At 70.4% G+C, this 13,932-nt stretch carries 13 protein-coding genes and 1 pseudogene; 8 read left to right on the forward strand and 6 right to left on the reverse strand.

Features of this window, described 5'->3' with window-relative positions; translation table 11 throughout:
* Positions 1 to 65 precede the first annotated feature (65 nt).
* The gene (locus tag ID574_RS38020) at positions 66 to 1,442 is read right to left on the reverse strand and encodes an NAD(P)/FAD-dependent oxidoreductase (protein WP_188193862.1); all 1,377 of its coding nucleotides are present in this window, start codon (positions 1,440 to 1,442) and stop codon (positions 66 to 68) included.
* Positions 1,443 to 1,665: 223 nt separating this feature from the next.
* On the opposite strand from ID574_RS38020, the gene ID574_RS38025 reads away from it, so the two are divergent.
* Entirely contained in the window at positions 1,666 to 2,688 is a 1,023-nt protein-coding gene (locus ID574_RS38025) for a GNAT family N-acetyltransferase (RefSeq protein WP_188193863.1), read from the forward strand.
* Positions 2,689 to 2,910: 222 nt separating this feature from the next.
* Here the strand turns inward: ID574_RS38025 and ID574_RS38030 are convergent.
* A pseudogene (locus ID574_RS38030) lies at positions 2,911 to 3,366 on the reverse strand (Clp protease N-terminal domain-containing protein); the annotation flags it as partial.
* A gap of 73 nt (positions 3,367 to 3,439) precedes the next feature.
* Between ID574_RS38030 and ID574_RS38035 the strand changes: the two are divergent.
* From ID574_RS38035 to ID574_RS38045, 3 genes are read left to right on the forward strand one after another with little or no spacing between them, the layout of a single operon-like run.
* A complete protein-coding gene (locus tag ID574_RS38035) occupies positions 3,440 to 4,204 on the forward strand; it encodes a hypothetical protein (RefSeq protein ID WP_188193865.1) in 765 nt (254 codons plus the stop codon).
* A 45-nt stretch (positions 4,205 to 4,249) separates the two neighbouring features.
* Positions 4,250 to 5,116, forward strand: a complete 867-nt coding sequence (locus ID574_RS38040; RefSeq protein WP_188193866.1) for an oxidoreductase — start codon at positions 4,250 to 4,252, stop codon at positions 5,114 to 5,116.
* A gap of 12 nt (positions 5,117 to 5,128) precedes the next feature.
* Entirely contained in the window at positions 5,129 to 5,704 is a 576-nt protein-coding gene (locus ID574_RS38045; protein WP_188193867.1) for a TetR/AcrR family transcriptional regulator, read from the forward strand.
* Here the strand turns inward: ID574_RS38045 and ID574_RS38050 are convergent.
* The gene (locus tag ID574_RS38050) at positions 5,701 to 6,444 is read right to left on the reverse strand and encodes a class I SAM-dependent methyltransferase (protein ID WP_188193868.1); all 744 of its coding nucleotides are present in this window, start codon (positions 6,442 to 6,444) and stop codon (positions 5,701 to 5,703) included. The two genes, ID574_RS38045 and ID574_RS38050, sit on opposite strands and share 4 nt — an antisense overlap.
* Positions 6,445 to 6,543: 99 nt before the next feature.
* Between ID574_RS38050 and add the strand changes: the two genes are divergently transcribed.
* The 4 genes from add to ID574_RS38070 all read left to right on the forward strand — a co-directional run bounded on the left by add (position 6,544) and on the right by ID574_RS38070 (position 10,619).
* Positions 6,544 to 7,569 carry an adenosine deaminase gene (gene add, locus ID574_RS38055; RefSeq protein WP_188193869.1) on the forward strand — a complete coding sequence of 342 codons (1,026 nt, stop codon included), beginning with the start codon at positions 6,544 to 6,546 and terminating at the stop codon, positions 7,567 to 7,569.
* Between the two features lie 92 nt (positions 7,570 to 7,661).
* Complete coding sequence (locus tag ID574_RS38060; RefSeq protein ID WP_188193870.1) at positions 7,662 to 7,913, forward strand: hypothetical protein; 252 nt, start codon at positions 7,662 to 7,664, stop codon at positions 7,911 to 7,913.
* 233 nt (positions 7,914 to 8,146) lie between these two features.
* Positions 8,147 to 10,009: a hypothetical protein gene (locus ID574_RS38065; protein WP_188193871.1), complete on the forward strand. Its 1,863-nt coding sequence runs from the start codon at positions 8,147 to 8,149 to the stop codon at positions 10,007 to 10,009.
* Between the two features lie 187 nt (positions 10,010 to 10,196).
* The gene (locus ID574_RS38070) at positions 10,197 to 10,619 is read left to right on the forward strand and encodes a hypothetical protein (protein WP_188193872.1); all 423 of its coding nucleotides are present in this window, start codon (positions 10,197 to 10,199) and stop codon (positions 10,617 to 10,619) included.
* On the opposite strand, the gene pgl is transcribed toward ID574_RS38070, so the two are convergent.
* Genes pgl through zwf form a run of 3 tightly spaced genes read right to left on the reverse strand, consistent with a single transcriptional unit; the run spans position 10,611 to position 13,786 of the window.
* Positions 10,611 to 11,384, reverse strand: a complete 774-nt coding sequence (gene pgl, locus ID574_RS38075) for a 6-phosphogluconolactonase (protein WP_188193873.1) — start codon at positions 11,382 to 11,384, stop codon at positions 10,611 to 10,613. The two genes, ID574_RS38070 and pgl, sit on opposite strands and share 9 nt — an antisense overlap.
* A gap of 32 nt (positions 11,385 to 11,416) precedes the next feature.
* Positions 11,417 to 12,331, reverse strand: coding sequence for a glucose-6-phosphate dehydrogenase assembly protein OpcA (locus tag ID574_RS38080; RefSeq protein WP_188193874.1), 915 nt, complete (start codon positions 12,329 to 12,331; stop codon positions 11,417 to 11,419).
* Positions 12,332 to 13,786: a glucose-6-phosphate dehydrogenase gene (gene zwf / locus ID574_RS38085; RefSeq protein WP_223167542.1), complete on the reverse strand. Its 1,455-nt coding sequence runs from the start codon at positions 13,784 to 13,786 to the stop codon at positions 12,332 to 12,334.
* Between the last annotated feature and the right edge of the window lie 146 nt (positions 13,787 to 13,932).

Consider the following 13,932-nt stretch of genomic DNA (forward strand, 5'->3'; position numbering starts at 1 on the left):
CACCGGCGCACGGCGTCCATCCTCCCTCCACCGGCGTGCCGGCCGGCGGAGGGGCGGCGAGATGGTCAGTGGCCGGTGATGAGGTCGGCGAAGCGGGCCAGGGCCGAGGTGCGGGGCATGGAGCGCTCGCGGTGGTCGGCCACCCTGTACAGCCGGTACATCGCGTGCACGCCCAGCCAGCGCAGGGGCTCGGGCTCCCAGCGGCGGACCTTGCGGCCCACCCACGGCAGCGTCGTCAGGTCGGTCTGCTCGCCGAGGATCAGGTCGCGGAGCGTGCGACCGGCCAGGTTCGTCGTGGTGACGCCGTGGCCCGTGTAGCCGCCGGCCCAGCCGAGTCCCGTCGCGGGGTCCAGGTGCACGGTCGAGCACCAGTCGCGGGGCACCCCGAGCACGCCCGACCAGGCGTGCGCGACCGACGTCGAGCGGGCGGCCGGGAAGAACTCGGTCAGCAGGCCCCACAGCGCCTCGACCGTCCACTCGTGGGTGTGGCCGCGGGCGTCGATGCGGGAGCCGTACAGGTAGGGGCGGCCGCGGCCGCCGAAGGCGATGCGGTCGTCGGCGGTGCGCTGGGCGTACATGTAGTAGTGCGCCATGTCGCCGAGCAACTCGGCGCCGCGCCAGCCGACCTCGTCCCAGAACGACGGCGGGAGGGGCTCGGTGACGATCATGGAGCTGTTCATGGGGAGCCACTGACGGCGCAGGCCGGGCAGGCGCGCGGTGAAGCCCTCCGTGGCACGGATCACGTGCCCGGCCGTCACGGTGCCGTACGGCGTGACCGCGCGGCCCGGGGCGATCTCCGTGACCGGGGTGCGCTCGTAGATGGGCACGCCGAGGTCGCGGACGACCCCGGCCAGGCCCTGGGCCAGCTTGGCGGGCTGGATGCGGGCGCAGTGCGGGCTCCAGGAGGCGGCGAGGGCCCCGGCCACCCGTACGTGCTCCGCCGGGTCCACCAGCCGCAGGTCCTCCTCCCCGATGCCCCACGCGCGGGCCGCCGACACCGTCTCGCGCAGCCGGGCGGCCTGGGCGGGGGTGCGGGCCACGTTCACGACGCCGCCCTTGACGAGGTCGCAGTCGATGCCCTCCTTCTCGCAGACCGCGATGACCTCGTCGATCGAGGCGTACATCTCGCGCTGCAGCCGCCGCGCGTCCTCGCCGTACCGCTCGTGGGAGCCGGCCAGGTCGCCGGTCAGCCAGCCGCCGTTGCGGCCGGAGGCGCCGAATCCGGCGAACTCCTGCTCCAGCAGTACGACGCGCAGGGACGGGCGGGCGCGCTTCAGGTAGTACGCGGTCCACAGGCCCGTGTAGCCGGCGCCGACCACGGCCACGTCGGCCTCCAGGTCGCCGTCGAGCCTGGGGCCGGGGGCGGGCACGCCGGTTGACCGGTACCAGAAGGACACGTCGCCGTTGACGAACTCCGACGACAAGGGAACACGCACGCTCATGCCCCCGTATCCTGCTATATCCGGACCTCTAGACGGACACTGCGGCGCATCTAACGACGAATTTCGTGATGGATCCTCAACGGAGCCTCGGTGCTCGGCCCGGGACGTACGGAGCGCGCGGAGAAGACGGCCATCCTCGGGCAGGATCCGGATATATAGGTTCATTCCGCGATGAAACACGTCGTTAGCGGAGGCGTAACAGCGCCCGGGCATGCTCATACCCATGGGATTCCTGCGCATCCGCACCACGGTGGACGAACGGCCCGGGCGGCTGGCCTCCCTCGCCTCGGCCCTGGCCGACAGGGGCGGCAACATCCTCGGCCTCAGCGTTCAGTCCGACACCGACGGAACCGTCGACGAGTTCGTCGCCGACATCCCCGCCAACCCCGAGACCGTGCGGGAGGCCCTGGAGGCAGCCGGCGGCCGCCGGGTCCAGGTGGTGCCTGCCACCGCCCACGAGCTGACCGACGAGCCCACCAGGGCGCTGCTGCTGGCCTCCAGACTGCGCTCGATGCCGTGGCGGCTGCCCGAGCTGCTGGCCGAGCTGCTGCGCGCGGACGACGCCCGGTGGATCTATGGTGAAGCGGTGAGTGATCTACCCGACCCGACCCAGCTCGTCGTGCCCGTCGCCGCCCGCCGAGCGGTGCGCCTGCGCCGCGCCGACCTGCCCTTCACGCTGACCGAGGCGGCCAGGGCCGCCGCCTTCGCCCGGCTCGCCCAGCCGGCGGCCGAGCAGAACGGCACGGAGCGCGCCGTCAAGTTCGCCGACGGCGCGGAGGTCACGGTCCGCCCGCTCACCTCGATCTACCGCGAGGCCGTGCGCGACCTGCACGACAGGTGCTCGCCGGAGTCGCGCAGGTTCCGCTACTTCACCTCGATGCCCACGCTGCCGGCCCGCATGTTCGACCGGCTCTGCGACAGGAGCCGGGGATATTCGCTGGTCGCGGGGCACGACGGCCAGGTCGTGGCGATGGCCAACCTGCTGTTCACGCCCGATCCCGGCATCGCCGAGATGGCCTTCCTCGTCGAGGACCGCTGGCAGGGGCGCGGTCTGGGCACGGCGCTGGCCAGGATGCTCGTGCGGGCGGCCCGCGATCTCGGGTACGCCGAGGTCAGGGCCACCATGTTGTCCGACAACGCCAGGATGCGCAGGCTGCTCATCTCCCTCGGCGCAACGCTCGGCTACACCGAGGACCCCGGCGTGATCGAGGCGAGGCTGCCCGTGGGCGCGCTGGCCTCCGCCTGAGAACGGGGCTTCTGCCTCCGAACGGAGGCGTCCGCCTGAGAGGGCCGGCCTCCGATCGAGGGCTCAGCCGACGCCTTCGTCGTCGTCGTCGCGCCGTTCCCCGGGCTTTTCTTCGGGCTTCTCCTCCGGCCGCTGGATGCCCAGGTGGCGCTCGATGCGCTCGAGGCTCTCCTCGATCCGCGTGAGCCGCTCGCCCAGCGTGGACCCGCCGGCGAAGAACATCGTGCTCGGGCGCTCCTTGGAGCCGTGGCCGATCCGGTCGAGCAGGCGCTGCCGTACGTCGGCCAGGTCCGCGCCGGCGTCCGCGAGCGCCTGGGCGGCCAGCCCGTCGCCCTCCCTGATCAGCCCGAGCAGGATGTGCTCGGTGCCGATGTAGTTCTGGCGCAGCTGGAGCGCCTCGCGCAGCGACAGCTCCAGCACCTTCTTGGCCCGGGTCGTGAACGGGATGTGCCCGGCCGGGGGGCTGGCGCCGTGGCGGGTCTCGCGCTCGACGAAGGCGCGTACGTGCTCCAGCTCCACGCCGCAGCTGTCGAGCACCAGGGCTGCCAGCCCTTCGCCCTCGTGGATGAGGCCGAGCAGGATGTGTTCCGTGCCGATGTAGCCGTGGTTCATCATCCGCGCCTCCTCCTGGGCGAGGACGACGACCCTGCGCGCGCGGTCGGTGAAGCGTTCGAACACCGGAGGCCTCCGTTCGGCTGGGGCTGCCTCCACTATGCGCTAGAAACCCGGCCATGTGGGGTATTTGACCTGTGTGGATCTTGACGAGGTGGCCGACCGCCTCTATGCGCTCCCGCCGCCGGAATTCACCGCCGCGCGCGAGGCCGAGGCCCGCGCGGCCAAGGAGGCGGGCGACGTACCGCTCGCCCGCGACATCGCGAAACTCCGCAAGCCCACGGTGTCGGCCTGGGCCGTGAACAGGCTCGTCCGCGAGCACCCGGACGACCTGGCCGAGCTGCTCGACCTGGGGGAGCGGCTGCGCGCGGCCTGGCAGGAGCAGGACGCCGACACACTGGCCGAGCTGACCCAGCGCCGCGGTGCGGTCACCGGCAAGCTGGGCAGGCTCATCAGGCAGTCGGGCGACCTGTCCACCGCGGCGGTCACCGAGGCCGGCCAGACCCTGGAGGCGGCCGTCGTCGACGCCGACGCGGCCGAGCAGGTGCGCCGCGGCCACCTGTCCAAGCCACTCAGCTATACCGGCTTCGCGCCCGCCCCGATCCTCCGCGAGCGGCCCGCCAGGAGGAAGAAGCCCTCGCCGGAGGACGAGGCGGCCAAGGCCAGGGAGCGCGAGGAGGCCGAGGCCAGGAGGGCCGCGGAGCGCGCGGAGGCGGAGGCCGCGCACCGGGAGTGGCGCGAGGCGCTGGAGGCGGCGCAGAAGGAGTACGACCAGCGTGCCGAGCGGGTCTCCGGCCTGGAGCGGAAGCTGGCCAAGGCCCGCAGGAAGCTCGACGACGCCAGGAACCGGCTGGAGGTGGCGCGGCGCGAGGAGCGCCATGCCCGGCAGCGGCTGGATCAATGAGCTATGGTGTACGAAACGGTTTCGTACGCCGTCCTTGGAGTGGTGATGACCTGGACCCCCGCCTCCATCCCCGACCTGACCGGCAAGACCGCCGTCGTGACCGGCGCCAACAGCGGCATCGGCCTGCCCACGGCGCTCGAACTGACCCGGCACGGCGCCCGCGTCGTGGTGGCCGCGCGCTCGCCCGAGAAGGGCCGCGCCGCGGTCGCGCAGATAGCGGGGGAGGTGCCCGGGGCGCAGGTCGAGTACGGCCGCCTCGACCTGGCGGATCTGGCCTCGGTCAGGGAGTTCGCCGCGGGCGTCGACACGGTGGACCTGCTGATCAACAACGCGGGCGTGCTCTCGGGCTCCAGGCAGGAGACCAAGGACGGCTTCGAGCTGCAGTTCGGCACCAACCACCTGGGGCACTTCGCCCTCACCGGGCTCCTGCTGCCGAAGCTGCTGGCCCGCCCCGGCGCGCGCGTGGTGACCGTCTCCAGCGACGCGCACGCCGCAGGCAGAATCGACTTCGACGACCTGGGGCTGGAGCGCAAGTACAGTCTCTTCGGCGCGTACGGGCGCTCCAAGCTGGCCAACCTGCTCTTCATGTACGAGCTGAAGCGGCGCGCCGAGCAGGCCGGAGCCGACCTCGTCTCCGTCGCCACCCACCCCGGCGTCACCGCCACGAACATCGTCAAGCTCGGCCCCTTCCAGTTCCTCATGGGGATCTTCATGAAGTCGGCCTCGGCCGGCGCGGTGCCCTCGCTGTACGCCGCCACCTCGCCCGACATCCGTGGCGGCGAGTTCATCGGCCCCAGGCTCAAGCGCCTCACGCCGTCGCGGACGGCCAGGTCGGAGGAGGTGGCCAGGCGGCTGTGGGAGGTGTCCACCGAGCTGACGGGCGTACGATTCGAAGAGATCGCCTACAGCTAGAAGGACGTGTACGTGGCTTCACTCGACCCCGAGCGTGAAAGGGCCATTCTCGACGCCACGATGGAGCTGCTGTCAGAGGTCGGCTACGACCGCATGTCGGTCGATCAGATCGCCAAGCGCGCCAGGGCCAGCAAGGCCACCATCTACCGGCGCTGGGCGGGCAAGCCCGAGCTGGTGGTCGACGTCATCTGCCGGCGCTTCGACATGGACGCGCCGACGGGGCGGGACACCGGGACGCTCCGCGGTGATCTGGCCGCCATCTTCCGCGGCCTGTGCGAGGCCGTGGAGCGCAAGCACACGCTGATCATCGGGCTCTCCTCGACGCTGGTGTCCCACCAGGAGCTGGCGCGCACGCTGCGCGCGCACATGCCGACGAAGGACCTCGGCGACGTCAAGGCGCTGATCGAGCGGGCGGTGGAGCGGGGGGAGCTGGCCCGCCCGGTCGATCCCGCGCGGCTGTTCGCGGTGGCGGAGGCGCTGGTGTGGCACCGCATGATCTTCAGCGGGCCGCCGTTCGACGAGGCGTTCGTCGCGGAGTCGGTCGACGGCGTCCTGGCGCCAGTGGTGCACGCCTGGTCCGGGGGCTAGGCTCCGCGGGTGGCGTGGGCCAGGTAGGCGCACACCGGGAAGCCCTCGCGGGCGTACGGGGCCGCCAGCCGCGTGTAGTGGCACCTGATCCGCTCGACGGTCTCCGGCGGTTGCCTGGAGATCACCCCGAACCGCGGCCCGCGCTCCCGAACGATGCTCGCCCACCAGACGTCGAGATCCACCCGGTGCCGCCACCGCACGGTCTCCACGGCCGGCCCTTCGAACCCCGCCCTCGCCAGCAGGGCGGTGAAGCGGTCAGGCGTGTCGTCGCCGGTGAAGGGACGGGGCGGCGGCTCGTACGTCACCCCGGCCGCCTCGATGGCGTCGGCGAAGACGCTCGTGGCGGTCATCTCGCCGGTCTTCCACCAGCTCAGGGCCAGCGCCCCGCCCGGGCGCAGCACCCGGCGCAGCTCCTTGAGCGACTCGGCGGTGTCGGGCACGTGATTGATCACGAAATTTCCGGCCACCGCATCGAATGCCTCGTCCGCGAACGGCAGATCGGGGAGCGCGGCCTTCCGGATCGTCGCGTAGGGATGACGCCGCGCGGCCAGCTCGACCATGGCCGGATCGGGGTCCACCGCGGTGACCTCGGCGCCCAGGGCGAGCGCCGCCGCTGTCACGACGCCGGTGCCGCAGCCGACGTCGAGCAGGCGGGCGCCGTGTGCCCGCGCCAGCAGCGGGCCGACGGTGTGGGAGCTGAGCTGGGCGAAGCCGCGGTCGTACGCTTCTGCGTCGGTCACGTGACCTAGCGTAACGCACCCGGAGAACCTCACATTCTTATGTGAGATTCAAGGCGAAACCCTGTTTAAGGCAGAAATATCGGACCTATGGTCGTGGCCATGACCATCGACGCCTTCATCGACGCGCTGCCCAAGGTCGAGCTCCACGTCCACCTGGTCGGCTCGGCCTCGGTCCCCACCGTGCTGGAACTGGCGCGCCGCCACCCCGGCAGCGAGGTCCCCTCGACGGAGGAGGAACTGCGCCGCTTCTACACCTTCCGCGACTTCCCGCACTTCGCCCAGGTGTACCGGGCGGTCAACCAGCTGGTGCGCGAGCCGGAGGATGTGGCCACCCTCGTCCTCGGCCTGGCCCGCGACCTCGCGCCGCAGGGCGCCCGGTACGCGGAGCTGCAGGTCACGCCGTACGCGCACCACGTCGTCGGCATGCCCATGCGCGAGGTCACCGAGGCGCTCGACCTGGCCGCCCGCCGCTCGCTGACCGACCACGGGGTGGAGATGGCGTACATCTTCGACATCCCCGGCGAGTACGGCGAGGAGGCCGCGAAGATCACCGTTGAGCACGCCCTCCAGGAACCTCCCGCCGCACTGGTAGGTTTCGGCATCGGAGGCATCGAACAGGAACGTCCGAAATATCGCGACGCCTACCGTTCCGCGTTCTCCGCCGCCCGCGCCGCCGGCCTGCACAGCGTCCCGCACGGCGGCGAGATGAGCGGCCCCGAGACCATCTGGGAGGTCATCGAGGGCTACGGCGCCGAGCGCATCGGCCACGGCATCAACTGTCTCGCCGACCCCCGCCTGGTCGCCCACCTGCGCGACACCCAGCTGCCGCTGGACGTCTGCCCGACCTCCAACCTCCGCACCGGGCAGATCGCCCGCATCGAGGACCACCCGCTGCCGCGGATGCTGGAGGAGGGACTGTACGTGACGCTGAACAGCGACGACCCGCCGATGTTCGCCACGACGCTGGCGAACGAGTACCGCGTGGCGGCGGAGGCCTTCGGCCTTGGAAAGGCGGAACTCGCCCAGCTCGCCAAGAACGGGGTCCAGGCCTCGTACCTGGGCGAGGAGCGCAAACAGGCACTGCTGAAAGAGATCGACGATCTCGTCGATGCCGGCTCTTTCTGACAGGGTGACGCCCCCGCTCCGGGCATGTCACCGTGGTATGTGATTGAACGCGAGGAGGCGGACGGCGCGTACCACGTCGGTGGGAGGCCATGATGGCGACACGAGAAGATGTCGTGATGGCCCTGCGCCGCGCCCAGGAGCTGTCTGACCAGTACTGGCACTGCCTGGATCACCCGGTGAGCCGGCTGGCGAGCGGGAACACCTGGACCGGGCCGGCCGCCGACGCCTTCGCCGGCGAGCTGACCCGGCGCCGGTCGGAGGTCTGGCGAGGACTGCGGGACATCATCGACGAACTCCGCGACATGCTCGCGCGCATGCCGCCCGAGAACGGGGCGGCCCGATGAGCTTCTCCTCCATAGATCCGCGGGAAATGCACCGGCTCGGGCTCGGCGTGCAGACCGCGGGAAGGGATCTGACCGACTGCGCGGCGATGCTGCGCGGGCTGATGGACATGCTCGGCACGACCCACCCCGGCGTCACGACGATCGACCGGACCGGGCGCTGGCTCACCGACCAGGCTCCCGATCTGTACCGGCGGCGGGATCTCGCCTACGAGGCGCAGAACGTCAAGACCGACGTGTTCGGCAACCCGGCGCCGGGCGCCGTCGTGCCGCCGGGGAAGGTGCGGATCGAGGAGTCGCGCCTGATCCCGGCCAAGGTCCGTGCCGAGGCGGCGCTGGCGGCGCCGCTGGTCCATGCCGCCGCCCAGGGAGACGCCGACGCGCTCAAACGGCTGGCGGCCTACAAGGACCGGATGTCCGACCCGGCGTTCGCCACCGCGCTGCTCGAGGAGATCGGCCCGCAGGCCCTCGTCAGCCTGCCCGCCCTCATGGCGGCGCGGGTCTCCAAGGCCATCGGGACCGAACCCGGCAGGACGGAGGCGATGCGGCGCGACAACCGGGCGCTGCTGTCCATGCTGAGCAAGGCCCTGGCCGCGGCGACCGACCCCGCCAGGCCCACACGCGTCGGCACACGCTTCCTCGACGCGTTGCGCGAGGAGGGCAGGAAGGAACGCAAGGCGCCGGGAGCGGAGGGGCAGACGTACGCGGGGTACTGGGCGTTCGGGCAGATCCTGGCGGCCGATCCGGGGGCGAAGTACAGCGCGTGGTTCATGAGCACGATCGGCCGCGACATGATCGCATGGGATCGGGAGTACCTGAAGAAGAATCACGTGCCGTTCATGCCGCGGGACGACGCGTCGTACGGCCTCGTCGCACCCATGGACACCAGGCCGGTCGCGGGCTCGCCGGACATCGCCGCGGCCGATCCCATCGCCGCGCTGATGACTCTGGCAGGCGCGTCGCGGGAGAACGCCCAAACGCTGCTGGGACATGGGGACACGCTCAAGTATCTCCTGCATGACCGGCGTCCCCAGTGGGGGATGGGCGACAGGGGAGAGTCGCTCGGAGGGGCGATGGAAGCCGCGATGAAGGGCGCCGACGAGGCGTCGAAGCGGCTGGCGGCATCGGCCACCCACATCATCGCCGATGACGTACAACCGCACGTGTCGTTCGACAGCAACGGACAAATCCGCTTCAAGAACCCTTCGGAGCTCGACCGGCTCGCCGGCATCCGTGACAACATGGGCCGCATTCTCACCGAACACTCCGACGACATCGTCCGAGCGACCTATATGACTCCTCGTAAGCCGTCGGATGGCGGCCTCACGGGGAACGTGGACGGAGAGGTCTTCGCCCGTTTCGACAAGAAGAAACTCGATTTGGTGCTGCTCGACATCACGTCGGACGACAAGGCGTACCAAGCTTTGCTCCTCGGCCAGGTGGCGCACATGCGGGGCCGGATCGACCAGGCGGTGGCGCAACGCAACCCGTCGTGGGCCAAGAACGAGATCACGATCGGCTCCAATGCGCTGGGACACCTTCTGGAGGCCCGCAAGCAGGGATTGGTCGCACGCGGCAAGGAGGCGGACGAGGTGGACGCCCAGTTCCGTAAATTGGTTGAGGACGGGATCGGGCTCGTCCCGATTCCCGGGGCCAACCAGGTGGGGAAACTGGGAATCAAGGCCGCCGGCACCATTTACGAGAACTTCGTCAAGGCAGGCTATGCGAAGGCTGGAGACTGGCTCGCGGAGCAGGCCGGGCACGGCGGCGGGAAAACGGCCAAAGCCTACGGGGAGGCGGCGTCGAACGAACAAGTCGCCCAGGAAATGGTGAAACAGATGCTCCAATCCTCCACCGTGGCCCACGAAAACTACCGTCGTGATGACCTGCGCGGGCCTTTCGTGGTGGGCGATCCGCCGCGGATCAAGGCTCTCGAGGACATGACCGCACATGAACACGAGAATTTCGAGGAGTGGCTGCGCAGGAACTCCACCGTGCCGGACGACTTCGGAAAAGCGCAGTCGAACATCCTCAACGGCGCGAACGATTTCGACAGGAACGTCGGCATCGAGAAGCCGAAGGACGCCTCCGGTGGTTAGGCCTCTGGCGGTGACGCTTTGTCTGGGCGCCATGGTCATGTCGAGCGCTTCCTGTACGCCGGACGGAGCGGTTATCCCGACTCCCGCCACGTCTGTCCCGACATCCGCCACGTCGCCGGCCCGGCGTCCCATCGCCGACCGGCCTCCCTACCTGTGCTATTTCATCCCGCAGGCCGCCGTGCCGGATTTGACCGGATACACCGGCGCCTACAAGGCCGGCTCCGACAAACGCGATCCCGAGGGCTATAACTGCGGGATTTCCAACGAGGAGCAGAGCATCGTCCTCACGAGTTACGACGTGTCCGCCCGGCGGGAGCTCATTGACAACTTCATGAGGCGCGGTGCGAAGGAAGGCCGGGTGAAAATCCCTCGGGAGCTCGGCGTGGGGGAGATGAGCGACTATGAGATCAGGCTCCATCCCTACCGCACGGTGGGAGCCTGGTTCCGTTGCGGGAACAAGAACTCGCTCATCACCATCTACGTCAGAAAAAATCCGGCCCGGGACCAGGACCACGACCTCGTCCAGCTCATGGAAATAGCCCAGCGGCGGTTCGCAGAGATGTTCTCGTGCAAACCCGGCGGACCGCCGCCGGTCGAGAAATCACGGTGACGCCGGGCGTCCCAGCTCCGGCGGGATCTTGGCCGCCGCCGCCCGGTCCAGCAGGAACAGGGTGCGGCCGCGTCCGCGGGCGCCGGCGGCGGGCACCTGCACTGGTCCCGAGTGCGACAGGGACAGGCGGACCGCGCCCGACTTCTCCTCGCCGGCCGCCACCAGCCACACCTCCCGCGCCGCCTGGATGGACGGGAGCGTCAGGGAGATGCGGGTGGGCGGTGGCTTGGGGGAGCCGTGGACGGCGACCACCGAGCGCGTGTCGTACAGCGCCGGCATGCCGGGGAACAGCGAGGCCACGTGCGCGTCCGGGCCCATGCCCAGCAGCATCACGTCGAAGCTCGGCACCGGGCCGTGGTCCTCGGGGCGGGCCGCGGCGCGCAGCTCGGCGGCGTAGGACTCGGCCGACTCCTCCGCCGTCATGCCCGAGTCGGGACCGCGCATGACGTGGACCCGTTCGGGGTCCACGTCCACGTGGTCGAGCAGGGCCTCGCGGGCGCCGGTCTCGTTGCGCTCCTTGTCGCCGGAGGGCAGGAAGCGCTCGTCGCCCCACCAGACGTCCAGACGCCGCCAGTCGACGGCGTCGCGGGCGGGCGTGTCGGCGATGGCCGCCAGGGTCGCGATGCCGACCGTGCCGCCGGTCAGCACGATCGACGCCGACCCCCTGGCCGACTGGATGTCCACCAGGCGGGTGATGATCCGCGCCGCGACGGCCTTGGCCAGGACGTCGGCGCTGCGGTGGACGACAACGTTGGGGACGCTCACAGACCCTACTTTCTCAGCCACGATCTCTCGGGTCATCCCTTGTACGTCCGGGCGAACCGCTTGACCGCGGCCTCGTAGATCTCGTCGCTGTCGAGCCTGCGCAGCTCCTCGGCCATCAGCTCCGAGGTGTGCCGCCTGGCCAGAGCCACGTTCCGGTCCGGCTGGCCCGGGCGCGAGAGCGTGGCCAGCCGGGCGTCGGTCCTGACCACGGACAGCTCGCCCCCGTCCAGCTTCAGGCGCACGGTGGTGATCCCGGGGCCGGGCGATTCGAGGACCTCGATGTGCACCCCGAGCCGCTCCGACAGCCAGGCGGCCAGCAGCGGCGCGCTCGGGTTGCCCGAGGAGGCCTCCACGACCCCTTCGTACACCTTGCCCACCGGCTGGTCGAACGCGGCCGCGAGCAGGCTCCGCCACGGCGTCAGGCGGGCCCACGCCAGGTCGGTGTCGCCGCGGGCGTACCCCTTGGCCCTGGTCACCAGCGACGTGACGCCGCCGTCATCGAAGCCTCTGGCGTCGGTGATGCGGCGCTGCGCCAGCGCCCCGATCGCGTCCTTGGACGGCACGTCCGGGGCCTTGCCCGGCCACCAGGCCACGACCGGTGTGTCGGGCAGCAGCAGCGGGCTGACCACCGAGTCGGCGTGCTGGGTCAGCTCGCCGTACAGGCGCAGCACCACCACCTCGCCCGGCGTGGACTCGCCGATGCGCAGCTCGGCGTCGAGCCTGATGGGCTCCTCGACCTCACGGTTGATCACCACGATGATGCGCGACGGGTGCTCGCGGGCCGCCTCGCTGGCGGCGCGCAGCGCGTCGTACTGGTGGCGCTCCTCGCAGACCACGACGAGCGTCAGGACCATGCCGATGGCGGGCGCGCCCATCTGGTGGCGCAGGTGCGTGAACTGCGCCGAGATCTTGCCTGCCGTCGTGTCCGACAGCATGAAAGTCGTCACTTAGAGTCTCCTCCACACGCGCCCGTCGCGGGCCATCATCGCGTTCGCCGACTCCGGCCCCCACGAGCCGGACTCGTACGGCTCCGGCTGGCCCTGCGTGGCCCAGAACTCCTCGATCGGGTCGAGGATCTTCCACGACAACTCCACCTCCCGCTGGTGCGGGAAGAGCGGCGGGTCGCCGATCATCACGTCGAGCAGCAGCCGCTCGTAGGCCTCCGGTGACGACTCCAGGAACGACTCGCCGTAGGCGAAGTCCATGGACACGTCGCGCACCTCCATCGCGGTCCCGGGAACCTTGGACCCGAACCGCACGGTGATGCCCTCGTCCGGCTGCACCCGGATGACCAGCGCGTTCTGGCCGAGGATCTCGACGTCGTCCTTGCTGAAGGGCAGGTGCGGCGCCCGCTGGAACACCACCGCCACCTCGGTCACCCGCCGGCCCAGGCGCTTGCCGGTCCGCAGGTAGAACGGCACTCCCGCCCACCGCCGGTTGGCGATCTCCAGCTTGATGGCGGCGTACGTCTCGGTGATCGACTCGCGCGAGATGCCCTCTTCCTCCAGGTAGCCGACGACCTTCTCACCGCCCTGCCAGCCCGCCGAGTATTGGCCGCGCGCCGTGTTGAGCCCCAGGTTGGCCGGCAACTGCACGGCCTTGAGCACCTTCTCCTTCTCCCGCCGCAGCGCCTGGGCGTCGAACGAGGTCGGGTCCTCCATCGCGACCAGCGCGAGGAGCTGGAGCAGGTGGTTCTGGATCACGTCGCGGGCCGCGCCGATGCCGTCGTAGTAGCCCGCGCGCCCGCCGATGCCGATGTCCTCGGCCATCGTGATCTGCACGTGGTCGACGAAGCCGCGGTTCCAGATCGGCTCGTAGAGGTTGTTGGCGAACCTCAGCGCCATGATGTTCTGGACGGTCTCCTTGCCCAGGTAGTGGTCGATCCGGAAGATCGAGCTCTCCGGGAACGCCGACGTGGTGATCTCGTTGAGCTCGTGGGCCGACTGCAGGTTGTGACCGAACGGCTTCTCGATCACGACTCGCCGCCACGACCCTTCGGGCGCGTCGGCCAGCCCGGTGCGCTTGAGCTGCTCCACCACCAAGGGGAAGAACTTCGGCGGCACCGAAAGGTAGAACGCGTAGTTTCCGCCAGTGCCGCGCGTCTGGTCGATCTCGGCCAAGGCCATGGCCAGCGCGTCGAAGGCCCCGTCGTCGGAGAACTCGCCGGGCACGAAGTGGATGCCCTCGAGCAGCTGCTTCCAGACCTCCTCACGGAACGGCGTCCTCGCGTGCGCCTTGACCGCGTCGTGCGTCAGCTGGGCGAAATCCTGGTCTTTCCAATCACGCCGGGCGAAACCGACCAGCGAGAACCCCGGCGGCAGCAGCCCCCGGTTCCCCAGGTCGTAGATCGCCGGCAGCAGCTTGCGCTTGGCCAGGTCACCCGTCACGCCGAACAACACCATCACGCACGGTCCCGCCACGCGGGGCAGCCGCTTGTCGCGCGGGTCCCGCAGCGGGTTGGCGGCCACCACGTCCAGCGTGGTCGACGTGCCCGCGACGGCCGCCGCCGCGGTGACGGCCTCCTCCGCGGGCGCAGCCGTGGTGACGG

The sequence above is a fragment of the Nonomuraea sp. SYSU D8015 genome (genome assembly GCF_008065375.1).
Classification (GTDB): Bacteria; Actinomycetota; Actinomycetes; order Streptosporangiales; family Streptosporangiaceae; genus Nonomuraea.